We start from the raw sequence: 24,531 nt of genomic DNA, 5'->3' as shown, positions 1-24,531 counted from the left end.
GGGGTTCCTCCTCAGGGCAGGGACAGACCGACGGCAAGTAAAGCAAGGCTTACCTTAGTTTGCAATGGGGTGACGTCGAAGCTCGATTGACGGGGCGTCAATGCCCGGTCGCCCGATTTGCCCTGTCGACAGCATTGAATGATTAGCTTAGGCTCACCTAAGTTTAGCTGGGCCGCTCCGTCGGCGTGCCCGCTCTTCGTACCTTCCCCACGCCTGACAGGCGGCTTTCCCGCACGATGGGAGTGACATGTCACAGGTTCTTCCTGGCGACGCACCACTGGTCCACGACCTCATTGGCATCGGCTTCGGCCCCTCCAATGTGGCCATGGCGATCGCGCTCAGCGAGCACAACACACACGTCGGCAGGCAGGAGCCGGTCACCGCTCACTTCTTCGAGCAGCAGCCGAGCTTCGGCTGGCACCGGGGCATGCTGATCGACGACGCCACCATGCAGGTGTCCTTCCTCAAGGACTTGGTGACGCTCCGGAACCCGGCCAGCGAGTTCAGCTTCCTCTGCTACCTGCAGAGCAAGGGCCGGCTGATCGACTTCATCAACCACAAGAACCTCTTCCCGCTGCGGGTGGAGTTCCACGACTACTTCGAGTGGGCCGCGGCCAAGGTCGACGACATGGTCTCCTACGGCCACGAGGTCGTCTCCGTCACGCCCTTCGTCCACGACGGTGCGGTGGAGTACCTGGACGTGACCGTCAGGTCGGGGGAGGGCCTTGAGGTCCACCGGGCCCGCAACCTCGTCATAGGCACCGGGCTGCGCCCCGTCGTGCCGGAGGGCGTGGAGCGCGGCGACCGTGTCTGGCACAACTCCGATCTGCTGCGCAAGGTCGGCGGATTGGAGGGCACCTCGCCCTCGCGGTTCGTCGTCGTGGGTGCCGGGCAGAGCGCCGCGGAGAACGTCGCCTACCTGCACCGCCGCTTCCCCCGGGCCGAGGTCTGCGCGGTCTTCTCCCGCTACGGCTACAGCCCCGCCGACGACAGCAGCTTCGCCAACCGGATCTTCGACCCCGGGGCGGTCGACGACTACTTCGCCGCGCCCGAGAGCGTCAAGAACCGGTTGATGGACTACCACGGCAACACCAACTACTCCGTGGTGGACATCGACTTGATCGACGACCTGTACCGGCAGATGTACCAGGAGAAGGTCCTCGGCACCGAACGGCTGCGCTTCCTCAACGTGTCCCGGGTCACCGGCGTCGAGGAGAAGCCCGACAGCGTCCGTGCCACCGTGAAGTCCCTCGTCACGGGCGAGGAGACGCACGTGGACGCCGACGTCGTGGTGTTCGCCACCGGCTACAGCCCCGCCGACCCTCTCGGCCTCCTCGGTGAGGTCGCCGACCGCTGCCTGCGCGACGACGAGGGCCGCGTCCGCGTCGAGCGCGACTACCGCGTCGCGACGGACCCCGGCCTGCGCTGCGGAATCTACCTGCAGGGCGGTACGGAGCACACGCACGGCATCACGACGTCCCTGCTGTCCAACACCGCGATACGGGTCGGCGAGATCCTGGACTCGCTGCTCGACCGGGGCGTCAAGTCCTCCTCCGACGAGGCCCGCCCGGTCGCCGACGGCACCGGCAGCACCGTCCGCTAGTTTGCCCACGGGTTCAGCGCCCGGCACGACCTGGTTCCGTCACCGGTCGAGCTGAGCGCGGACCCGCTCCGCAACGCTCTGCAAGGGGACCGGGGCGCACGCGGCGGTGTGGGCACACCCCGTCCGAGGGTGGGGGTCCAACCGGCCAAGCGTCCCCGGTGGATCAAAGGGATGGCGCACGTCGACATGTGCACGACTACAGTTGAGCGCCCCGCGCCCGGGGGCACGACAGGGGCCCGTCGGAGGCGGGTGGTGGGGTTGGGCATGCTTGCGGTGATCCTCGTGGTCGCCGCGGCGGTCTCGTTGGCGGTCGGCGCACGGGCGTTGAGTCCCGCCGAGGTCTGGCACGGCCTGTTCGCGGTGCCCGAATCCGACCAGCGGCTCACCGAGATCAGGCTCATCGTGCAGACGGTGCGGGTGCCCCGGACGGTCCTCGCGATCGTGGCGGGCACCGCTCTGGGGGTCGGCGGTGCGCTGATCCAGGGGTACACGCGCAACCCCATAGCCGACACGGGCCTGTTGGGGGTGAACTCCGGTGCCTCCTTCGCCGTGGTGTCGGTGATCGCGGTGTTCGGGTTCGCCGACCCGTTCCAGTACGTCTGGTTCGCCTTCGCGGGGGCGGCGGTCGCCGGTGTCGTCGTCTTCGGCCTTGCGAGTGTCGGCCGGGGGGCGGGCAACCCGTTGACGCTCGCCCTGGCCGGGCAAGGGATCACGGTGTTCCTCGCGGCGATGACCACGGCGGTCGCGCTGTCCGACCAGAAATCGCTGAACGCGCTCCGGTTCTGGAACGCGGGCTCCGTGGCCGGTGTCGGATTCGACGTCATCTGGCCGGTGACCGCGTTCATAGCGGTCGGACTGGTGCTGGCACTGACCACCCTGCCCGCCCTCAACCTGCTCAACCTGGGCGACGACGTGGCGCGGGGGCTGGGAGTGAACATCGCGCTGAGCCGGACGACAGGCATCGTCGCCATCACCCTGCTGGCGGGTGCGGCCACGGCGGCGTGCGGTCCCATCGCGTTTCTCGGGCTCATGGTGGCCCACGTGGCCCGGTACCTGACCGGGCCGGACTACCGCTGGCTGGTGCCGTACGCGGGTCTGCTCGGATCCGTCGTCCTGCTGGTCTGCGACATCGTGGGGCGCTTGGTGGTGCGGCCGGGCGAGTTGGACGCGGGTGTCGTGGTCGCCCTCCTCGGCGCCCCGTTCTTCGCGGTTCTGGTGTGGCGAGGAAAGTTCAAGAGCGCATGAACGGGGCAGACGTGAATCCTTCGGTGGCGCCGGGCGTGCGGCTCGGCCACGTGTCGTTCGTATGGCGGCCCTGGCTCGTCCTGGTCACGCTGCTGCTGATGGCGGCGACCTTCCTGGTGTTCTGCCTCTCCATCAGCGTCGGGGACTTCCCCATCGGCCTGTCCCGGGTGATCGCCACGATCCTCGGCCGGGGCGAACAGGTCGACGAGTTCGTGGTCATGGATCTGCGGATGCCGCGTGCCCTGGCCGGTCTCGTCGTGGGGATCGCGCTGGGGATGTCCGGGGCGATCACGCAGTCCGTCGCGCGCAATCCGCTCGCCAGCCCGGACATCCTGGGCATCACCGGGGGAGCCGGCGTGGTCGCGGTGTTCCTGGTGACGGTGTCGGGCGGGGCCGCCGCGGCGGTCGTCAGCTCGGTGGGCCTGTCCGCGGCGGCGCTCGCGGGCGGTCTCGGCACGGGGCTGCTGGTGTACTTCCTGGCATGGCGGCGCGGGATCGACGGCTTCCGGCTCATCCTCATCGGTATCTCGGTGAGCGCCGTGACGGAGGCGATCACGACCTGGCTGCTGGTCTCGGCCGACATCAGGGACGTGGCCAGGGCCCAGGCGTGGCTGGTCGGCTCGTTGGAGGACCGGTCGTGGGACGCGGTCCGGGTGGCGTTCTGGTGCACGCTCGCCCTCGTCGTCGTCGTGGCCGCTGCCGCGTTCCAGTTCAAGCCGATGCACCTCGGCGACGAGGTCGCCGCCGGCCTGGGCGTCCGGTACACGAGGGTACGGGCGATCCTGCTGCTGTGCGCGGTCCTGCTGGCTGCTGTGGCGGTGAGCGCGGCGGGCCCGGTTCCGTTCGTCGCTCTGGTGGCGCCGCAGGTGGCGATGCGTCTGGCGAAGTACCCGACGCCGCCGATGGTGGCTTCGGGCCTGGTCGGAGCGCTGCTGCTGATCGGCTCGGACCTGGTCGCGCGTACGGCGCTGCCGATCACTCTCCCGGTCGGTGTGGTCACGGCCGCGATCGGCGGCCCGTTCCTCGTCTATCTGCTGGTGCGGGCGAACCTCAGGTAGATGGTAGAAAAGTAAGGCGAACCTAAACAAGGGGGGCTTGTGGCCGCTCAGTTCATCACCGAGGTCGAATCCGAGGTCGAATCCGGGGGCGAATCCGGGGGCGAGGACGTCTCACGGCTGGCAGCCAGGGGAGTCACGGTCGGGTACGGCGGCCAGACGGTCATCGACGATCTCGACGTGGCGATTCCCCCGGGGGTGATCACCACGATCATCGGCCCCAACGGCTGTGGGAAGTCCACCCTGTTGCGCACCCTGACTCGGCTGCTCAAGCCGGCCAGGGGGACGGTCGTGCTGGATGGCGAGGACATCGTCAAACTGAAGACCAGGGACGTGGCGAAGAAGCTCGGTCTGCTGCCGCAGGCGCCGGTCGCGCCGGAGGGGCTGACGGTGGCCGACCTGGTCGCCAGGGGGCGCCATCCGCACCAGAGTTGGCTGCGGCAGTGGTCGTCGGACGACGCCGGCGTCGTGGAGCGTGCGCTGGCCATGACCGGAGTGTCCGAGTTGGCCGACCGCCCGGTCGACTCGCTCTCCGGTGGGCAGCGCCAGCGTGTCTGGATCTCGATGACCCTGGCCCAAGGCACCGACCTGCTGCTGCTGGACGAGCCGACCACCTATCTGGACCTGGCGCACGCGATCGACGTGCTGGACCTGGTGGACGACCTGCACGAGTCGGGGTGCACCGTGGTCATGGTGCTGCACGACCTCAATCTGGCCACGCGCTACAGCGACAACCTCGTCGTGATGCGGGCGGGATCGATCCTGGCGCAGGGGCATCCGCGGGACGTGATCACCGCCGAGTTGCTGCACGAGGCGTTCGGGCTGCACGCCGCGGTGATCGACGATCCGGTGGGCGATCGGCCGCTCATCGTGCCGATAGGCCGTACGCACGTCCGGCTCGACTCCTAAGGGCTGTCCCGTAGTCCCTGGCGGGCATGGGCTACGGGACAGCCCTTAGGCCCTGGCGGCCGGGGGGACGAGGCGACGCAGTCCGCCGATCGGGCGGCCCTCGAAGTGATCGAGGCGCAGGCGCTCTTCGGCCGCGGCGCTCGTGGGCGATGCCCTCGGTGTTCCGCGCACTCCGCCGACCGGCCACGGCACTCGTCGGGTTCCGTGCCCGCGTACGTGCGCCCGGCCACCGGGCCGGCGCCGGTCGGGCGCGGGTGAGGGGCCAACTCGTGGCCGGCGAGGGAAAGTTTGATGGTTAGGCTAGGCTGACCTTACTTACACGGGATAAGGTTGGCTGCCCTTACACAGGGGCGCAGTGGACAGCGCGAAAGCAAGGGATTCCGGATGCTTCTCCATCGAACGACGCTTGTGAAGCCGTGGCGGCGGCTGGCGGCGGTACTGTCCGCCGCGGCTCTTGGCGCCGGCCTCCTCGCGGGATGCGGTTCCGGCTCGGCGGACAAGAAGGGCGACGACGCCCCGGCCGCCGCCGGCGCGTTCCCGGTCACCGTGGAGCACGCATTCGGATCCACGAAGATCACCAAGGCTCCCCGGCGGGTCGTCTCCGTGGGCTACACGGACGACCAGGCCATCCTGGCGCTCGGCATCAAGCCGGTCGGCATGGTCGACCAGTACCCGAATCCGGCGGGCAAGTCCCCCGACATCAACACCCAGTGGCCCTGGGTGAAGGACAAGTGGGGCGACACCCGCCCCGAGGTCATCATGAAGAACGGTGACTCGGGCCCCAACTACGAGAAGATCGCCTCCCTGCGGCCGGACCTGATCATCGCGGTCTACTCCGAGATCGACCAGGCCGCCTACGAGAAGCTCTCCAAGATCGCCCCGACGGTGGGTCGCACCAAGGGCGAGAAGGAGCCCTTCAGCGCGCCGTGGCAGGACAACGCGGTGCACATCGCCAAGGCGCTCGGTAAGGAGGACGAGGGCACCAAGCTGGTGAAGGGCATCCAGGACAAGCTCGACGCGGCGAGCAAGGCGCACCCGGAGTTCGCGAACCAGACCGCCGTCGCGCTGTCCTGGTACAAGGATTCGCTCGCGCCGTTCACCACCACCGACGTGCGCGGACGGCTGGTGACGGGCATCGGCTACAAGGGTGCGACGAAGATCGACGAGATCGCGGACGGCAAGTTCTTCACCGTGCTGTCCCCCGAGCGCGTCGACCTGGTCGACGTCGACCGCATCTTCGTCATCAACGACAAGGCGGACACGGAAGCGCTGAAGAAGTTCAAGCTGTTCGAGAACCTGTCCGCCGTCAAGAACGGCAAGGTGTCGTACCTGCTGGACAGCGAGGGCCCGGCGGTCGGCGCGGCCATGTCCCAGGGCACCCTGCTGTCCCTGCCGTACGCGATCGACGAGCTCGTCAAGTCGGTCGGCTAGACATGGCGATCGAACTGTCCCGTCCCCGGCGCGACTTGGCCCCGGCGTGAGCGCCACCGGCACCCGCGTCGCCCCGGCGGCCCTGCGCACGGCGACCGGAGGTGAGGCCACCGGGTGGGTCGCGGCGCACTGCCGCCGGGCCCCGTGGCTGACGGCCTCCACCGTGCTCACCACGGTGGCCGGGGCGGCGCTCCAGGTGCTCCCGGTGCTCCTGCTGGGCCGGGTGGTCGACGGGGTGGTCAAGGATCAATCGCGCTCGGTGCTGGTCACGGTCGGAGTGTTGATGGGGGCCGCCGCGCTGCTCGGCGCGGCGGCCACCGCGGTGTCCACGTACCTGATCGGACGGCTGGGAGCGGATCTGCTTGCACGGCTGCGGGAAGGTGCCGTCCGCGCGGTGCTGGGGATGCCGAGCGCACGCATCGAGCAGGTCGGCCGGGGCGACGTGCTGTCCCGGGTCGGTGACGACGTGGCCGTGCTGTCCAAGGGCATCCGGACGGCCGTCCCCACGGTGTTCTCGGCCGGCGTGCTGGTCGTCATCGCCACGGCCGGCATGTTCGGACTGGACTGGCGGCTCGGCCTGGCCGGCGCCGGCGCGCTGCCCGCGTACGCGCTGGCCCTGCGCTGGTATCTGCCCCGGTCCGCACCGCTCTACCAGAGGCAGCGGGCGGCCCAGGCCGACCGTGCGCAGGCGTTGATCAGCGGTCTGAACGGGATCGACACGGTCCGCGCGTACCGCCTTGAGGACGCCGTCCGCGAGAAGGTCACCCACGAGTCGTGGCGGGTGCGCGAGCTCGGCGTCGAGGTGTTCCGGTTCTTCGGCCGGTTCGTCGGCAGGGAGAACCGCGCCGAGTTCATCGGGCTGGTCCTGATCCTTGTGGTCGGGTACGCCCTGTTGGAGGCCGACGCCGCCACTCTGGGGGAGGTGTCGGCGGCCCCGCTGATGTTCCACCGGCTGTTCACCCCGCTGGGCGCCATCATGTTCACCTTCGACGAGGCGCAGAAGTCGGGCGCGAGCCTCACCCGCCTGGTCGGGGTGCTGGGGGAGCCCGCGGAGGACCGGTTGGTGGGCGACGTGTCCGTCGCGCCGGCGGACGCCGGGCCGCACCCGGTGACGGTGGAGGGGCTGACCTTCAGCTATCCCGACAGCGAGGAACCGGTGCTGCGGGAGGTGAACCTGTCCATCCCGGCCGGCGGCTCGCTCGCTCTGGTGGGGGCGACGGGGGCGGGCAAGTCGACCCTGGCCGCGCTGATCGCCGGCATCGGGACCCCGCAGGCCGGGTCGGTGCGCATCGGGTCGCACGAGCTCGCCGGTCTGGACGAGGCCGGGGCGCGGGCCCTGGTGAGCATCCTGACGCAGGAGACGCACGTGTTCTCGGGTTCGCTCGCCGACGACCTGCGGCTCGCCGCGCCCGAGGCGAGCGATGCCCGGCTGATGGACGCGTTGCGCACGGTCGGCGCCGACGGGTGGTTCGAGCTGCTGCCCGACGGGCTGAACACCATGGTCGGCGAGGGCGGTGAACGCCTGGACGTCACCAAGGTCGCCCAGATCGCCCTGGCCCGGCTGGTGTTGGGCCGCTCACCGGTGGTGGTGCTCGACGAGTCGACCGCGGAGGCGGGCAGCGAGGGCGCCGCCGAGCTGGAGCGGGCCGTGCTGGCCGCGTGCTCGGGCCGGACCACGCTGTTCGTGGCGCACCGGCTGACCCAGGCGATGGCGGCGGACCGGATCGCCGTGCTGGACGCGGGACGCGTGGTGGAGGAGGGAACGCACGGGGAGTTGGTGGCCCTGGGCGGCCAGTACGCGCGTCTGTGGCGCGCTTGGCGAGAGGGTAGTTAGGTAAGCCTTGGTTAAGTTAGGCTGACCTGCATACCTTGGAAGGATGCTGAGTCTTCGATGATGGAACCGAGCGCTCCTCGCGTACTGCTTTCTCCCACCCGCCTGGCCGGCGTACGCAGGCGCACCGGCGACTACGGTGACCGGACCATCGCCGAAGCGTGCGCCATCGGGCTCTCGTACTGGGCGGGCGGCCACAGCCCCGACGGCCTGGACCTCACCCCCGGCACCCTGTTCGCCGACGTCCTCGGATGGGTCGACAACGGCGGTGCCGGGAGCGGAGGTTGGGAGGTCGGCGCGGACGGCCGCAGCATCGCCGTCCCCGACGGCGTCGGCCCGGCCGACGCGCAACTCGCGCTGGACGACCTGGCCGACTTCCCGGACCGGCCCATCGGCACCATCGGCCCGTCCAGCACGGCGGCCAGGATCGAAACCCTGGCCGAGTGGAACGACACCCGGGCCGACCGGGCCCGCCCGACCGTCATGGAGATGTTCCGTGAACAGGCGCGCACCAGACCGGACGCCGTCGCCATCGTCGACGAGCACCGGTCGCTGACCTACCGTGAGGCAGCTGAACGCGCCAGCCAGTTGGCCCATCACCTGATCGGACGCGGTCTCACCTCCGAACAGGTCGTCGGCATCTCGCTGGGCCGCTCCGCCGAGATGGTCATCGGGCTCCTCGCCGTGCTCCAGGCGAAGTGCGCGTTCGTGCCGCTCGATCCGCAGTGGCCCGCCGCGCGACGGGCCGTCGTCATCGAGGACGCCCGGGTCGTGCTGCAGCTCAACGAATCGGGTGAGCACGGAGCGGGCGAACCGGACGCCGTGGCCGTCGACCTCGGCGACTGGAGGTTCGGTGCCCACCCCGCCGAGGCGCCCGAGGCCCCCGTCCCCGGCACGGCCCTGGCATACGTGATCTTCACGTCCGGTTCGACCGGACGGCCCAAGGGCGCCATGATCCGGCACGAGGCGATCAGCGAGCGCCTGCTGTGGCAGGCCGGTGAGATCCTGGGCTTCGGCCACGACGACGCGTCGCTGTTCAAGGCGCCGTTGTCCTTCGACATCTCCATCAACGAGATCTTCCTGCCGCTGGTGTCCGGCGGCAGACTGGTGATCCTGCGGCCCGGCGGCGAACGCGACCCGCACCACCTGCTGAGCGTGATCGCCGAGCAGCGCGTCACCTTCACCTACCTGGTGTCGTCCATGCTGGACGTACTGCTGGAGATCGCGGGCGACTCCGGCCGCCTCGACAGCCTGCGGCACGTGTGGTGCGGCGGCGAGGTGCTGACCCCGGAGCTGTACGAGCGGTTCCGCACCCGGCTCGACATCCCCCTGTACCACGGCTACGGCCCGGCCGAGACGACCATCGGCGTCTCCCACGTCATCTACCGGGGTGCGGCCGAACGCCTGTCGACGTCGATCGGCAAGGCCAACCCCAACACCCAGCTGTACGTGCTGGACGACGAACTGCGCCCGGTCCCGGTCGGGGTCGGCGGCGAGCTGTACGCGGGAGGACTCCTCCTGGGGCGCGGGTACGTCAACGCGCCCGGCCTGACGGCGTCCCGATTCGTGGCGAATCCTTTCGCCGGAGACGGGTCCCGGCTGTACCGGACCGGCGACCTGGCGCGTTTCGCCCCGGACGGGTCGCTGGACTTCCTCGGCCGCGCCGACAACCAGATCAAGATCCGCGGCATGCGGCTGGAGATCGAGGATGTCGAGGCCGGCCTCGCGGAGCACCCCGGGGTGCGGCACACCTGCGTCGTCGCGAAGAAGAACACGGCGGGCGGCACCTACCTGGTGGGGTACGTGATCCCGGCCGCCGGCCACGAAGAACTGCAGGCGGACGAGGTCAAGGCATGGGCCGCCCTGCACATGGTGGAGTACATGGTGCCCGCCCACCTCGTCGTCATGGAGGAGTTCCCGCTCACCGCGAACGGCAAGCTCGACCGGGGCGCCCTGCCGGAGCCCGTGGTCGCCGCCGGCTCCGCCGTGGCGCCCGCCACCGACGACGAGCGGGCGGTGTGCGCGGCCGTCGCGGCGGTGCTGCGGCTGGAGAAGGCCGGTGTCGACCAGGACTTCTTCCAGCTCGGCGGAGACAGCATTCTGGCGATCTCACTGCTGAGCGCACTGCGGGACGCGGGCCTCTACGTCACCGCACGGCAGATCTTCACCCACAGCGTTCTCGGGGCACTGGCCGCGGTGGCGAGCCGCGAGGACGTCTCCACGGCGGACCACGGCGACGTCGCGACCGGTTCCGTCGTGGGATCGCCCATCGTGCAGTGGCTCGGTGAGACCACGGACGCGATCGACGGCTTCGTGCAGTCGGTCGTACTCAACACGCCGGCGGAGCTGACCGCCGAGGCCCTCGACGAGATCCTCGCCGCCGTGCTCGGACGGCACGACATGCTGCGCGCCAGGCTGGTGCGCGGCGACCGCTGGGGCTTCGACATCCCGGAGTCGGGCCAGGCCGTCGTGGGGTGGCAGGAGAGCGACCGCCCGCCGGCGGAGTGTGTCGCGCTCGCCACCGACGGGCTCGACCCGGCGCGCGGTGTGATGCTGCGCGCCGTGTGGCGCCGCGAGGCGCGGCAACTGGTCCTGGTCGCCCACCACGTCGTGATCGACGGCGTGTCCTGGCGGATCCTGATGGACGACCTGGCCACGGCATGGCGCCGGTTCGCCTCCGGCGCGCCGATCGAACTGCCCCCCGTGGGAACGTCGTTCAGGCGCTGGACGCAGTTGCTGCAACGCGCGGCATTCGACGCGGACCGCACCTACTTCCGGCGCCCCCTGCCGGGAGCGGACGCACCGCTGGGCAGGCGTGCGCCGACCGAGGCCGACACCGTCGCCCGGGAGCGGACGCAGACCGTCTCCCTCGGGCCCGGGGACACCGCCGCACTGCTGGGCGGGATTCCCGCGAAGTTCCACGCGGGCGTCAACGACGTGCTGCTGACCGCGCTCGCCGTCACCCTTGCCCGGTGGCGCCGCGACCGCGGACAGGATCAGACGTTCGCCCACATCGAACTCGAAGGACACGGCCGCGAGGGGCGCTTCGTGGCGGACGCCGCCGGCTTCGAGCCGGAACTGTCGCGGACCGTGGGCTGGTTCACCACCCTGTTCCCGGTGACCGTGGATCCCGGCGCGGCAGCCGACTTCACCGCCCCCGCGTACCTCGCCGCCGCCCTCAAGGCGGTCAAGGAGGACCTCGCCGGGGTGCCGGGCAACGGCGTCTCCTACGGTGCCCTGCGGTATCTGACCGACACCGGGCTGACCGCGCCCGCACCGCAGGTGCTGTTCAACTACCTGGGCCGCTTCGACGCGGGCGCCACCGGAGACTGGCAGCTCGCGGGCACCACGGGGCAGTTGGGCGAGAAGCGCGACCCGCGGATGCGCATGCCCCGCGCCCTGGAGTTCAACGCGATCGCCGAACCCGACGCGAGCGGCGCGTACGAGCTGGTCACCACCATCTCCTGGCCCGAGGGGATGTTCACCGACGAGGACATCACAACCCTCGGCCAGTACTTCCGTACCGCCCTGGCCGCCCTGGCCGTGCTCGAAGAAGGCGGCCACTCTCCCAGCGACTTCCCCCTGGTGCCGCTCACCCAGGCCGATGTCGACAGCCTGGACGGCCCGGCGCTGCGTGACATCCTGCCGCTGACCCCCTTGCAGGAGGGCCTGTACTTCCACTCGGTCTTCGACGACGACGCGACGGGCAGCTACGTTGAGCAGCAACTCCTGACGCTGGACGGCGAGGTGGACGCCGACCGGCTCGCCGCGGCGGCCACCCGGCTGCTCACGCTGTACCCCAACCTGGCCGCCCGGTTCACAGCCCTCGCCGACGGCCGTGTCGTCTCTGTCGTCGAGAGCGGCGTGGCAGCGCCCTTCGCCACGCTGGACCGTCCCGGCCTCACCGACGACGAGATCCGCGCCCACGCCGAGCGGGACCGCCGCGCCGGTTTCGACCTGGCCACCGGGCCGTTGATGCGGTACACGCTCATCCGCGCCGGCTCCGGCCGCAACGTCCTGGTGCAGACCGTGCACCACATCATCGCCGACGGCTGGTCGGTGCCGCCGATGCTCCGGGCGCTGCTGGCCGAGTACCACGCGCCGGGGACCGCGTACCCGCTCGGCGGCTACCGTGACTACGTGAGCTGGCTCGCCGGACGCGACCACGACGAGAGCGACCGGGTGTGGCGCGAGGAACTCGCCGGACTGCCCGGCCCCTCGCTGGTGGCCGAGGGGCACACCCCCTCCGAACGGTTCGCCGACACCGCCGTCGAGCCCGCCGACGACATCGACGCGGCCGCCCGGTCGGCCGGTGTGCCCCTGAGCGTGGCCGTGCACAGCGCGTGGGCGGTGACACTGGGCGGCATCCTGCGCAGCAGGGACGTCGTGTTCGGCTCCACGGTGTCCGGGCGCGATGCCGAGGTGCCCGGCATCGAAGACATGGTGGGCCTGTTCATCAACACGATCCCCGTGCGCGCCCGGTGGACCGCCGCCACCACGGCGCGCGACCTGCTCGCCTCGGTGAGGGAACACCAGAGCACGGTGCTGGCGCACCAGCACGTCTCGCTGGCGCGGATCGGCCGTCAGGCCGGCGCCGGCTCCCTGTTCGACACCCTGGTGGTGTTCGACGTCGCGACCGATGTGGACGCACTGCGCGGGCCCGGCGACGCGCTGGTCATCACCGACATCGTCAACGAGGGTGCCCCGCACTACCCGTTGACGCTGGTGGTGGAGCGCGCACGCGACGGCCGTCCGCGCTTCGACCTGATCTACGACGGGGAACTGCTGCGCCGGGAGAGCGCCGAGGCGATCCTGCGCACATTCACCCGTACCCTCACCGGCCTGCTCGACCGGCCGGACGCCCCGGTCGACGAGCCGGCCCCCGAGGCCGGCCGGAGCCCGGCGGAGACGTCCCCGGCGACCCTGGGCGACCTGTTCGACGCCGCCGCGGACCGCGACCCGGCAGCCACCGCCGTCACCCAGTGCGCCCTCGACGGCACCACCCGGTCACTGACCTACGGTGAACTGGCGGACGCCAAGAACGAACTGGCCTCGGCCCTGCGCGCGGCCGGCGCCGGGCCGGGCAAGAGGGTCGCCGTCGCCGTCCCGCGCTCCGTCGAGCAGGTCGTCGCCCTGGTCGCGACCGTCACGGCGGGCGGTGCGTACGTGCCGCTGGACCTGGCGTACCCGGACGAACGGCTGGAGTACATCCTCGCCGACGCCGCCCCGCAGGTCGTACTCGTGGACCGTGAGCAGCAGGACCGCTTCACCCGGCTGCTGGTCCGGGCAGGCGTGCAGGCTCGCGTGCTCGTCCAGGGGGACGAGCTGCCGCTGGACACCACCGAGCCCGATGTCGGCCGGGACGATCCCGCGTACGTCATCTACACGTCCGGCTCGACCGGCCGGCCCAAGGGCGTCGTCGTCCCGCATTCCAGCGTGGTGACGCTCCTCGCGAACACCCGGCCCGGCATGGACTTCGGCCCGCGCGACGTATGGGTCCAGTTCCACTCCTTCTCCTTCGACTTCGCGGTCTGGGAGCTGTGGGGCGCGCTGGCGCACGGCGGCGAACTGCTGGTGCCGGAGTACGCGCTGACCCGCTCCCCGGTCGACTTCCACCGGCTGGTCCGCGAGCGCGCGGTCACCGTGCTCAACCAGACCCCGTCCGCGTTCTACCAGTTCATCGAGGCCGACCGGCACGCCGGTGAACCGGTCACGACGCTGCGCCGGATCGTCTTCGGAGGCGAGGAGCTGGACCTCGGGCGGCTGCGCGGCTGGGTCGAGCGGCACGGCACCGCTGCGCCCGAACTGGTCAACATGTACGGCATCACCGAGACCACCGTCCACGTCACCCACCGCGTGCTGACCGACGAGGACTTCGGACCCGGCGACGACGTCAGCCCGATCGGCGGTCCCCTTCCCGGCCTGGTGACCCACCTGCTCGACGACCGGCTCCGGCCGGTGCCGCCGGGCCGGGTGGGCGCCATCTACGTCGCCGGCGACCAGGTGTCGCTCGGCTACCTGGGCCGGCCGGGGCTGACCGCGGGCCGGTTCGTGGCGAACCCGTTCGCGGCCGACGGCTCCCGCATGTACCACACGGGCGACCTCGCCCGCCGCACGCTCGACGGCGAGCTGGAGTTCGCCGGCCGTGCCGACGACCAGGTGCAGCTCAAGGGCTTCCGTATCGAGCTCGGCGAAGTGGAGTCCGCGGTCAGGGAACTCGACGGCGTCGTCGATGCGGCCGTCACCGTGGCGGACAGCGGCGACCACCTCGTCGCGCACGTCGTGGGCCGGGTGCCCGGTGACTTCACCGTCCTGCTGTCCACCAAGCTGCCCGTGCACATGGTGCCGGGCCGGGTGCTGCCGGTCGACGCCCTGCCGCTGACGGTCAACGGCAAGCTGGACCGCACGGCACTGACCGAGCGAGCCGCACAGGACGAGACCCCGGTGGCCGCGCACGACTCCGCGCTCACCGCACTGGTCGACATCTTCGCCCGGACGCTGCCCGGCGCCGCGGTGGATGCCGACACCGATTTCTTCAGCGCCGGAGGCGACAGCATCGTCGCCATCACCGTGATCAACCGGGCCAGGGCGCTCGGCCTGCCGATCGCCCCCCGGGACGTGTTCCTGTGGAAGACACCGCGCGCGCTCGCCGACCACCTGGCCACGCACACCCCGCAGTCCGTGGCGTCCGCACCGTCCCGCCGCGAGGACGGTCCGCTCCCGGCGACACCGATCATCCTGCGCCAGCGTGAACTGGGCGGGTCGCTCGCCCGGTTCGCCCAGGCCAGGACGCTGGTGGCGGCCGAGGGCACCGGCCTTGCCGACGCCCGGCGCGCCGCGAACGCCGTCGTGGCCGCGCACCCGGCCCTCCGGTTGCGGCTGCGTGTCGAGCACGGCGTGTGGGCCCTGCGCACCGAACCCGTCCGCGAGGTCACCGTCGTGCCGACGGACGCCTCCGATGCGACGGCCGCGGCGAACGAGGCCGCCGGACGGCTCGATCCGGAATCCGGGGACGTCATCGCGTTCTCCTGGCTGGAGGCGAGCCGCACCCTGGTGGTCACCGTGCACCACCTCGCCGTCGACTCGGTGTCCTGGCTGGTCCTCCTCGACGACCTGGCCACCGCCATGAGCGGGGCGGCCCTGGCCCCGCCGACCACGTCCTACGCCGAGTACGCCGAAGCACTGGCGGCCCGGTCCGCCCGGGGGACCGACGACCCCGGACCCTGGGTCACCACGCTCCGAGCCCCCGTGCTGCTGCCCGCGGTCCAGGCTCTGCGCGAGACCACGGTCGTGCTCGCGCCCGAGGCGAGCGACCGCGTGACGCGCAGGGCACCCGCCGCACTCGGCGTGGGTCTCACCGAGCTGCTGTGCGGCGCGCTGCGCGCCGCGCTGACCCACATCCAGCCCACGCCCACCGATCTCGCGATCGAACTGGAGCGGCACGGCCGGGTCCCGGCCCTCGAACACCACGACTACTCCCGTACCGTCGGCTGGTTCACCGCCATCGCACCGGTGCGGCTCACGGCGCACACCGACCCCGTCGCGGCGGCGCGCGAGGTCGCCGAACGCCAGCCGGACGAGTGCGGGCACGTCGCCTACGGCCGGCTCAGGTACCTCAACCCGCAGACGGCCCCGCTGCTGAACGCCCGCCCGCAGGTGCTGTTCAACTACCTCGGGCGGGGCAGCGAGTCCCAGGCGCTGCACCTCACCGGCGGCGATCAGGGCAGCCCGTACGCCGTCGAGGTCAACGCGTGGACCGACGACGCCACCGGAAGCCTGCACGCGGCCTTCACCCTCGCCGAGGGCATACCCGACGAGATCACCGAGCACTGGCGCACCGCGCTGGAGCACATCGCGGACGCCTCCACCACGGCCGAGCGCACGGCACCGGTCACCCCTCTCCAGCGGGGCCTGTTCTTCCAGGCCCAGATGGCGGGCGCGGCCGGACACTACGTCGCGCAGAGCTGGTTCACCTTCGACCGCCGCCTGGACACCGACGCGCTGGCCGAGGCGATGGCCTACGTGATCGCGCGCCACCCGGTCGTGGGCGCCGGCTTCACCACCGACGACGACGGAAACCCCGTACAGGTCCTCAAGGCGGGCCGGCGGGTCGACGTCCGTACGGTCGCCGCGACGACCGACGCGGAGGTCGAGGAGCTGCGCACCCGGGACCGGGATTCGGGATTCGACCCGGGCGAACCGCCGCTGATCCGGCTGACCGTGGTGCGGCTGCCCGACGGCCGGGACGGCCTGCTGCTCAGCTACCACCTGCTGCTCTGGGACGGCTGGTCCCGCGAGATCGTGCTGCGGGACCTGTTCGAGGCGTACGAGGCCGTCGTGGCGGGCGAGCCGCCGGTCGCGGTTCCGGCCGTGCCGGGCTTCGAGGACTACGCCCGGATGCTCGACGCCAGGGACCCCGCGGTGTCGAACCGCTTCTGGGCGGAGCACCTGGCCGGCCTGTCAGGTCCGACGCTGCTCGCCGGACCGGCCCCGGCCCTCTCGGGGGACGACCTGCCGCGCGCGCTCGTGCACACGCTCTCCGCCGAACTGTCACAGCTGCTGCGGGACGCGGCCAGGGTGCACGGCGTCACCCTGAACACGGTGCTGACCGGCGCGTTCGGCCTCCTTCTCGGTGCCCACACGGGCCGCGGTGACGCCGTGTTCGGCGTGACCGTCTCGGGCCGGGAGGGCGAGGGCCACTCCGGCATCGTCGGCGTGCTGCTCAACACGGTGCCCATGTGGACCCGGGCACGGCCCGACGACACGGTCGGCGCGTACCTGTCGGCCGTCCAGGCGGCCCGGGTCGAGGCGATGGAGCACGAGCACCTGGGCCTCGGCGAGATCCAGCGGGCCGGCGGACACGGCACCCTGTTCGACAACCTGTTCGTGCTCCAGAACTTCCTGGACCTGGACGCGTTCGCCGAGATGAACGCCAGGCACGGCATCACCTCGGTGCAGGCCGACGACTCCACGCACTACCCGTTCACCTGGGTCGTCACGCCCGGCGACCGGCTCACGGTCAAGCTGGAGCACCGCGACGGCGACCCCGAGGGCGCCCGCCGTCTCCTCGACGACTACCTCCGCGTGCTGGAGGACCTGGCCCGGTCCACCGGGCAGCTGGGCGCGCTGCCGGGGCTCGCCCCGGACCCCGGACCGGCCGAGCGCACCGACGTCGGCACGGACACCGTCGTCGACCGCTTCGACCGGGCGGCGGACCGTGATCCGCAGCGGGTCGCGCTCGTCGCCCACGGCTCGGCCATGACCTTCGCCCAACTCCGGGACCGCAGCCGCGCGGTGGCGGGTGTGCTCGCCCGGCGGGGCATCGGCCCCGAGACGACGGTGGGTCTGGCGATCCCGCGCTCCCTCGACTCGATCGTGGCGCTGTTCGCGGTGCTGCGCGTCGGCGCCGCGTACGTACCACTGGAACTGGACCACCCGGACGAGCGGATCGCGACCATCGTCGCGGACGCCCGACCCGAGGTGATCCTCACCGTGAGCGCCGTGTCGCCCCGGCTCGGCGGCGACCTGATCGAGCTGGACCGACCCCTGCCCGAGGCCGATCCCTACGTGACGTTCGCACCGGACGACCCGGACCGCCTGCGGCACCCCGCGTACACGATCTACACCTCCGGGTCGACCGGGAAGCCGAAGGGTGTGGTGACCGAGTACGCCGGGCTCACCAACATGCTGATCAACCATCAGCGGCGGATCTTCGAGCCGGTCCTCGCCGAGCACGGCCACCGGGTCTTCAAGATCGCGCACACGGTGTCGTTCGCGTTCGACATGTCGTGGGAGGAGCTGCTGTGGCTCGCCGACGGCCACGAGGTCCACATCTGCGACGAGGAACTGCGCCGCGACGCCCCCCGTCTGGTCGAGTACTGCGGTGAACACGGGATCGACGTCATCAACGTGACCCCGACCTACGCGCAGCAGCTGGTGGCCGAGGGACTGCTCGACAACCCCGCACGGCGGCCGGCGCTGGTGCTGCTGGGCGGCGAGGCCGTCACCCCGACGCTGTGGCGGCGGCTCGCCGAGACCGAGGGGACGGTCGGCTACAACCTGTACGGGCCCACCGAGTACACCATCAACACCCTCGGCGTCGGCACCTTCGAATGCCAGGATCCGGTGGTGGGCGTGGCGATCGACAACACCGAGGTGTACGTGCTGGATCCGTGGCTGCGGCCCCTGCCCGACGGAGTTCCCGGTGAGCTGTACGTCTCGGGCATCGGCATCGCCCGCGGCTATCTCGGGCAGAGCGCCCAGACCGCGCACCGCTTCGTCGCGTGCCCGTTCGGCGGACCCGGCGAGCGCATGTACCGCACCGGCGACCTCGTGGTCCGCCGGCCCGACGGGAACCTGGCGTACCTGGGCCGCACCGACCAGCAGGTCAAGATCCGCGGGCACCGGGTCGAACCGGGCGAGGTCGAGGCGGTGTTCGCGGCACACCCGGCGGTGCGGTTCGCCGCCGCGGTCGCCCAGCCCGACCCGCAGGTCGACGGCGCGTACCGGCTGGCCGCCTATCTCGTGCTGGAGGGCTCCGACTTGGCGCAGGTCGCCGAGGAGGTGGGCGCCGGGCTGCCGGACTTCCTGCGCCCGACGCACTTCGCCCAGGTCGACAGCATCCCGCTGACCGTGAACGGGAAGGCCGACACCAGGGCGCTGCCGGAGGCCAGGCCGCTCGGCGCGCTGACCACGGCGGGCGAACGCGGCCCGGAGACCGAGACCGAGACCGCGGTGTGCGAGTTCTTCGCCGAGGCACTGGACCTGGACGACGACGAGGTGAGCGCGGTGAGCGACTTCGTGTCCCTCGGAGGGCACTCCATGCTGGCGGTGCGGCTGATCGGGCTGCTCCGCCGGGAGTACGGTCCTGTGATCACGATCCGTGATCTGTTCACCCTGCGAACCCCGGAAGCGATTGCCCGCCACCTTGATGAAGACTCCTGACACGCAGCGGCCCCGCCCGGGGTCGGACATCCTGCGGACCGCACTGCGCCGCAACGTCGGCGCCATGTTCTGGGGCACCGTCCTCATGGGCCTGTACCAGGCAGGGGAGACGGCCTTCCCCATCGCGCTCGGCCTGATCGTCGAACACACGATGCAGGACCGGAGCCCGGGCGCGCTCGGCCTGTCGATCGGCGCGCTGGCCGTGATCATCACGACGGTGTCGCTGTCGTGGCGGTTCGGGATGCGCGTCCTGCAGAAGGCCAACACGACCGAGGCGCACCGCTGGCGGGTGCGGGTGGCCGCCTGCGGGCTCCAGCCGGTGGCCAGGGACGGCGGCCTGAAATCAGGCGAGGTGCTGACCATCGCCACCGAGGACGCCGACCAGACCGCCGACATCATCGAGGTGGTGCCGCTGCTGATCAGCTCCCTGGTCGCGGTGGTGGTCGCGGCCGTCGCGCTGGCCCTGGCCGACATCCGGCTCGGCCTGCTGGTGATCGCGGGGACCGTCGCGATCCTGTCGATCCTGGCCGTGATGTCCAAGCGGATCGGCGCCAGTACCCGCGAACAGCAGGCCCGGGTGGCGCGGGCGGGCGCAAAGGTCGCCGACCTGATCATCGGTCTGCGCCCGCTGCACGGCTTCGGTGGCAACCACGCGGCGTTCGGGTCCTACCGCAAGGTCAGCACGGACGCGAAGCGCCAGGCGATCACCGTCGCCAGGGTGAACGGCACCTACGCGGGCACCGCACTGGCCCTCAACGCGGTCCTCGCCGCCGCCGTGTCCCTGACGGCGGGCTGGCTGGCGTTCGGCGACCGGATCACCATCGGTGAACTGGTCATGGCCGTGGGCCTCGCGCAGTTCATCATCGAACCGCTCAAGATGTTCTCGGAGATGCCCAAGTACGTGATGATGGCGCGCGCGTCGGCCGAGCGGATGGCGCTGGTGCTCTCCGCGCCGCCGGTGACGACCCCGGGGCCGCAGCGTCCGGCCGCGGGCGGAGACCTCGACGTCGACTGCGTCCGGTACGGGTCCCTGCGCGAACTGAAGTTCAAGGTGCATGCCGGGGAGTTCGTGGCGATCGCCGTCTATCAGCCGCGCGCGGCGGCCGACCTCGCGTCGGTCCTCGCGGTGAACGTCGCGCCCGATGCGTACGAGGGAGTGGTGCGGGTCAGCGGGCAGGCGATCGCGGACCTGTCGATCGAGGCGGTCCGCGAGCACATGCTGGTGAATCCGTACGACGGGGAGATCTTCGCGGGCACCCTCCGCACGAACATCGACCCGTCGGGCACCAGCCGGACGGTCCCCGAGGCCGTCGAGGCGTCCATGCTGACCGATGTCGTCGCCCTCCACCGCGACGGGCTCGACTACGCGGTCCGCGACCGGGGGGCGAATCTGTCCGGGGGGCAGCGGCAGCGGCTGTCCCTGGCTCGCGCTCTGGCCGCCGACACCGAAGTGCTGGTCCTGCACGACCCGACGACAGCCGTCGACGCGGTCACCGAGCAGCTCGTCGCGCGCAATGTCGCGAAGTTGCGCCGCGGCCGCACCACGGTCGTGATCACCAGCAGCCCGGCCCTCCTGGACGCCGCCGACCGTGTTCTCGTCCTGGACGACGGTGTCATCACCGCCGAGGACACCCACCGCAACCTCCTCGCCGGCAACGCGGACTACTGCCTGGCCGTGGCCCGGTGAAGCGCCGGGCGGTTCCGGGGACGCGCCCGGACACGTCCCCGGAACCGCTCAGGCGAGGGCCCAGGCGACGTCCCTGAGCAGGGCGTGACGCCAGCCTGCCCGATCGTGGTCCGAAGCCGACCGCGAAACCCGCACCGTCGCGCCGGCCTGCTCGGTCAGGGCCTCGGCCAGCTCGCAGTGGGGCAGCATCCGTGTCTCGTGTTCCCCCACGTCGAACGCGCACCGCAGAGAGGACAGGTCGGGGCCCCGGCGCAGCCGCGCGGCGATGGCGCCGCCGACCGGGCCGCCCAACGGGTCCGCCAGGTCCATGGCGCCGGGCGTCCACCAGAAGGACGCCGACTGGCACGCGATCCGCGAGACCAGGTCCGGGAACTCCAGCGCCGCGTACATCGCGCTCAGCCCGCCCAGGCTCTGCCCGGCGACCACCAGCCGGTCCAGGTCGGCCGGTACGCCGGACTGCGCCACCAGCGGCAGCAGTTCGTCCCGGACCGCCTCCCACAGCTCGGGCCTGCACCCGAACTCGGCCTGCCGGTCCTTGGCCGGGAGGAAGACGAGGGTGACGGGGGCCAACTCACCGGCGGCGACGGCCGAGTCGAACGCGGTCATGGCCGGGTGCAGGTGCAGCCAGTCGTCCCCGTCGAGCAGCAGGACCACCGGTCCGCCCCCGCCGACCGGGTGCACGCGCACGGTGCGGCGTCCGCCGAGCCGTCCGCCGGCCCAGCGGAGCCGGGTACGGGGGAGGGGCAGGACGTCGTCGGGGCCGATGACGGGCCAGTGCGGCTGGGCCGGGGCGTCCGGCGTGGCGGCGATGGACCGGTCGGCGCCGGCACCGGCCGGGTTGAACGGGTCGGCGCAGGCCGCGTCGCCCGCGAGGAACCGGTAGGTGACCCGCAGCCGCGCGGGCATGCGCACTTCGGCGTACCAGCAGTCCGTGTCGGCCCATCGGCGCAGGGGAATCGGGGGCGACCAGCTCTCGAAGTCGATGTCGGCCGGAGAGCCGCGCCACAGGAACAGGGTCAGCCAGCCGCCGCCGTCGGCAGGGACCGACACAGGCGTCCGCGCCGCCGCCCAGAACTCGTCGCTGCCGGGTCTGCCGGGCAGTCCGAACCCGGCGAAGGCGTTCTCCTCGGCGGCCGCTGAGCCGGAGCCGGGATCGGTCACGACCGGCCGATGAGGCGGCCGTCCGCCGTCCGGGAGCACATGTCCGGGGGCACGTTCGTGGTGTCCTCGGTGCGGACCCGTTCGCTCACCGGGCGCATGAGCATCTCCTTGTGAGAGGGAGGGGGAGAGGTTAGGCTCATCATGCATTAGGTGAGCCTAACCTAATATGATTTCTTCCTCCCTCTCCGATCCATCACCTGAACGAGCCCTGACCGGGCCCCACGAACTGACGCACACTCACGACACGGCCGTCACCGGCCCGTCGGACCCGAGGAGACGCTGACACATGAGCACCAACCCCTTCGACGACCCCGAAGGCCGCTTCCTGGTCCTGGTGAACGATGAGGGGCAGCACTCGCTCTGGCCGTCCTTCGCCGAGGTTCCCGGGGGATGGACGACCGCCCTCGACGAGAACACCCGAGAGGCATGCCTGGACTTCATCGAGACCCACTGGACCGACCTGCGCCCCCGGTCCCTCGCGGCATCCACCGACTGACCCCGCACAGCGGACCGCGCGCCAAGGGAGCGGCTCCGCTCAAGACGCCCCGGAGGCCGGTGCGCCACGGACGGTGCCCGCCCCTCACCGCCCCGCGCCCGAGAACGGAGCCGACTCGCCCTCGGGCCGGCCGGCACTTCGGAGGGGCACCGCTGATGCTCTCCACCAGGCTGACGAACGCGCGCTTCCTGGCCATGGATCCGGACCGCCCCGTCGCCCATGACCTGGGCATCCGGCGGGGCCGGATCCCCCGCAGGGCCCGGCGGCCCCCGGCCGGGAAGCCCGAGGGGCCCTGCGCGTCGCGGAGTTGACCAGGCGTGTGGAGGGCTGATGCCGCTCGAAACGACAGCGTTCCGCAGCGGTGATCCCTCACTGGACTCGCAAGTTAGGTAAGGCTAACCTCATCTCGTTTGCTTCATCGGAGTGGCACGGCGACGAGCCGCACTCCGATCGTGGAACCGAGGAAGGAAAGCCTTGATCACGGCTACGCCGCGCCCCGCCCCGCTGCCGCATGCGCACCCCGCGTCGGCACTCTCCGTGCGCTCCGCCCGTGCGGACGACGCCGCCGCACTCGCCGAACTGTCCCAGCCTTTTGTGCACTCGGGGGCGCTGCGGGAGCGGTCCGCCTCCCTCTACGCCGCCCACGCGGCCGACTTCCTCGTGACGCAGGCCCCCGGAGGCCCCCTCGAAGGCTGTGTCGGCCTGCGCGTGCACCCGGCAGGCCCGGGGGAGGGCCGCGGGCCCGCAGGCGTTCTGTACAACTTCTGCGTGGCCGGGCACAGGCAGGGGCGCGGGGTGGGAGCCGGGCTCCTGCGCGCCGTACTGGCCAGGGCGCACGCCCAGTCACTCGATGCCCTGTTCACGGCGACGACCGGCGACGGCGGCCTGTTCCTCCGGTACGGGTTCGCGCCCACGACCGCGCGTCTGGCGCCCCTGTCCTGGGCCGAGTCCCTGGATCCCCGGCGCAACGCGCGGATCCTCGCCAGGATCCTGTGACCATCGGCCCGAGCGGGCCCGCCGGTTCGCGCCGACGTCCCTGATGCCGATGCAGCGCCCTCGGGCTTCCGCCCGAAGGGCAGGCTCGGGAGAGGTCCGCTGCCCGGCGGACGGCGTCGCAGCGGACAGGTCCGGCATCGGTGTGCCGACCGGACGCATGGTGGGGCTCTCGCCCCGGACCGGAGTCAGGGGCGGGGCGCCGCAGGTGGCCGCCGGCCGTGCGTGGGCGGCGTGTCGTCCGCGGCGCTCATGCACTTCCCCCGGTGTGGTCCCGCCTGTTGCCGGGAACCACGGTGGTGCCGGGGCTGGTCTCGTCGAGGACGCCTCGCAGCACCGCGTGCGGCACGCGGCCGTCGAGCACGTGCGCCCTGCGCACGCCGCCGCGGACGGCCCGCAGGCAGCCTTCCATCTTCGGCAGCATCCCGCTTGCCAGTCCCGGCAGCAGCCCGTCCAGCGCATCGGCTGTCAGGCGCTCGATCACCTCGGTGCTGTGCGGCCAGTTCGCGTACAGCCCCTCCACGTCGGTGAGCATCACCAGCCGCTCGGCGTCGAGGGCCACGGCCAGGGCCGCGGCCGCGAGATCGGCGTTGACGTTGTAGACCTGTCCGTCCTCACCGCGTGCCACGGGGGAGACCACCGGGATGTGCCCCTGCTCCAGGAGCGTGCGCACCATGCCCGGGTTGACGTCCACGATGTCGCCGACGAGACCGATGTCCACCGGTCGGCCGTCCACCCAGGCCGGGCGCCGCACCGCCGTCATCGTGTGCGCGTCCTCGCCCGTCATGCCCACGGCGAAGGGGCCGTGGGCGTTGATGCGGCTGACCAACTCCCGCTGGACCCGGCCGCTCAGCACCATGCGCACCACCTCCATGGTCTCCGGCGTGGTCACCCGCAGGCCCGCCTCGAAGTGGGATTCCAGGCCGAGGCGGTCGAGCATCGCGCTGATCTGCGGCCCGCCCCCGTGCACGACGACCGGGCGCAGGCCCGTGTGCCACAGCTCCACGACGTCCCGGGCGAACGTCTGCTGCAGGCTCGCGTCCACCATGGCGTTGCCGCCGAACTTGACGACGACCGCGCTGCCCCGCAGTTCCTCCGGCCGGAGAAGTGACCCGGTGGACGGATCCGCGTCCGCGCGCTCTGTGACAACCGGTCCCATGTCCGCCCCCGTCTTGT

At 71.6% G+C, this 24,531-nt stretch carries 12 protein-coding genes; 10 read left to right on the top strand and 2 right to left on the bottom strand.

Annotated features, from left to right (window positions below; all coding sequences use genetic code 11):
- The first annotated feature begins 247 nt into the window (after positions 1–247).
- The 8 genes from ACIOMQ_RS09630 (at position 248) to ACIOMQ_RS09595 (ending at position 20,705) form a co-directional block, all read left to right on the top strand.
- Positions 248–1,603, top strand: coding sequence for a lysine N(6)-hydroxylase/L-ornithine N(5)-oxygenase family protein (locus ACIOMQ_RS09630; RefSeq protein WP_401263762.1), 1,356 nt, complete (start codon positions 248–250; stop codon positions 1,601–1,603).
- Positions 1,604–1,789: 186 nt separating this feature from the next.
- On the top strand, positions 1,790–2,848 hold the full coding sequence (locus ACIOMQ_RS09625) for a FecCD family ABC transporter permease (protein ID WP_401936682.1): 1,059 nt from the start codon (positions 1,790–1,792) through the stop codon (positions 2,846–2,848).
- On the top strand, positions 2,845–3,906 hold the full coding sequence (locus tag ACIOMQ_RS09620) for a FecCD family ABC transporter permease (protein WP_401263763.1): 1,062 nt from the start codon (positions 2,845–2,847) through the stop codon (positions 3,904–3,906). Before ACIOMQ_RS09625 ends, ACIOMQ_RS09620 begins: the two co-directional genes overlap by 4 nt.
- 39 nt (positions 3,907–3,945) lie before the next feature.
- Positions 3,946–4,812, top strand: coding sequence for an ABC transporter ATP-binding protein (locus ACIOMQ_RS09615; protein ID WP_401755915.1), 867 nt, complete (start codon positions 3,946–3,948; stop codon positions 4,810–4,812).
- Between the two features lie 384 nt (positions 4,813–5,196).
- Positions 5,197–6,243: an iron-siderophore ABC transporter substrate-binding protein gene (locus ACIOMQ_RS09610; RefSeq protein ID WP_401269517.1), complete on the top strand. Its 1,047-nt coding sequence runs from the start codon at positions 5,197–5,199 to the stop codon at positions 6,241–6,243.
- Positions 6,244–6,289: 46 nt separating this feature from the next.
- Positions 6,290–8,077 carry an ABC transporter ATP-binding protein gene (locus ACIOMQ_RS09605; RefSeq protein WP_362197303.1) on the top strand — a complete coding sequence of 596 codons (1,788 nt, stop codon included), beginning with the start codon at positions 6,290–6,292 and terminating at the stop codon, positions 8,075–8,077.
- A gap of 57 nt (positions 8,078–8,134) precedes the next feature.
- A complete protein-coding gene (locus tag ACIOMQ_RS09600; RefSeq protein ID WP_402188473.1) occupies positions 8,135–19,018 on the top strand; it encodes an amino acid adenylation domain-containing protein in 10,884 nt (3,627 codons plus the stop codon).
- Positions 19,005–20,705: an ABC transporter ATP-binding protein gene (locus ACIOMQ_RS09595; protein ID WP_402188471.1), complete on the top strand. Its 1,701-nt coding sequence runs from the start codon at positions 19,005–19,007 to the stop codon at positions 20,703–20,705. The genes ACIOMQ_RS09600 and ACIOMQ_RS09595 overlap by 14 nt, the downstream gene beginning before the upstream one ends.
- A gap of 48 nt (positions 20,706–20,753) precedes the next feature.
- On the opposite strand, the gene ACIOMQ_RS09590 is transcribed toward ACIOMQ_RS09595, so the two are convergent.
- Complete coding sequence (locus tag ACIOMQ_RS09590) at positions 20,754–21,866, bottom strand: alpha/beta hydrolase-fold protein (RefSeq protein ID WP_401755924.1); 1,113 nt, start codon at positions 21,864–21,866, stop codon at positions 20,754–20,756.
- 286 nt (positions 21,867–22,152) lie between these two features.
- Between ACIOMQ_RS09590 and ACIOMQ_RS09585 the strand changes: the two genes are divergently transcribed.
- Complete coding sequence (locus ACIOMQ_RS09585; RefSeq protein ID WP_362197291.1) at positions 22,153–22,362, top strand: MbtH family protein; 210 nt, start codon at positions 22,153–22,155, stop codon at positions 22,360–22,362.
- A gap of 474 nt (positions 22,363–22,836) precedes the next feature.
- Positions 22,837–23,358: a GNAT family N-acetyltransferase gene (locus tag ACIOMQ_RS09580; RefSeq protein WP_401269531.1), complete on the top strand. Its 522-nt coding sequence runs from the start codon at positions 22,837–22,839 to the stop codon at positions 23,356–23,358.
- Between the two features lie 247 nt (positions 23,359–23,605).
- Here ACIOMQ_RS09580 and argB read toward each other — a convergent pair whose 3' ends face one another.
- On the bottom strand, positions 23,606–24,514 hold the full coding sequence (gene argB, locus ACIOMQ_RS09575; RefSeq protein ID WP_401755928.1) for an acetylglutamate kinase: 909 nt from the start codon (positions 24,512–24,514) through the stop codon (positions 23,606–23,608).
- Between the last annotated feature and the right edge of the window lie 17 nt (positions 24,515–24,531).

Origin of the sequence: Streptomyces sp. NPDC087845 (assembly GCF_044742755.1) — a bacterium.
Classification (GTDB): domain Bacteria; phylum Actinomycetota; class Actinomycetes; order Streptomycetales; family Streptomycetaceae; genus Streptomyces.
The sequence above is the reverse complement of the archived record's forward strand: the minus strand, read 5'-3'. Positions and strand labels throughout refer to the sequence as shown.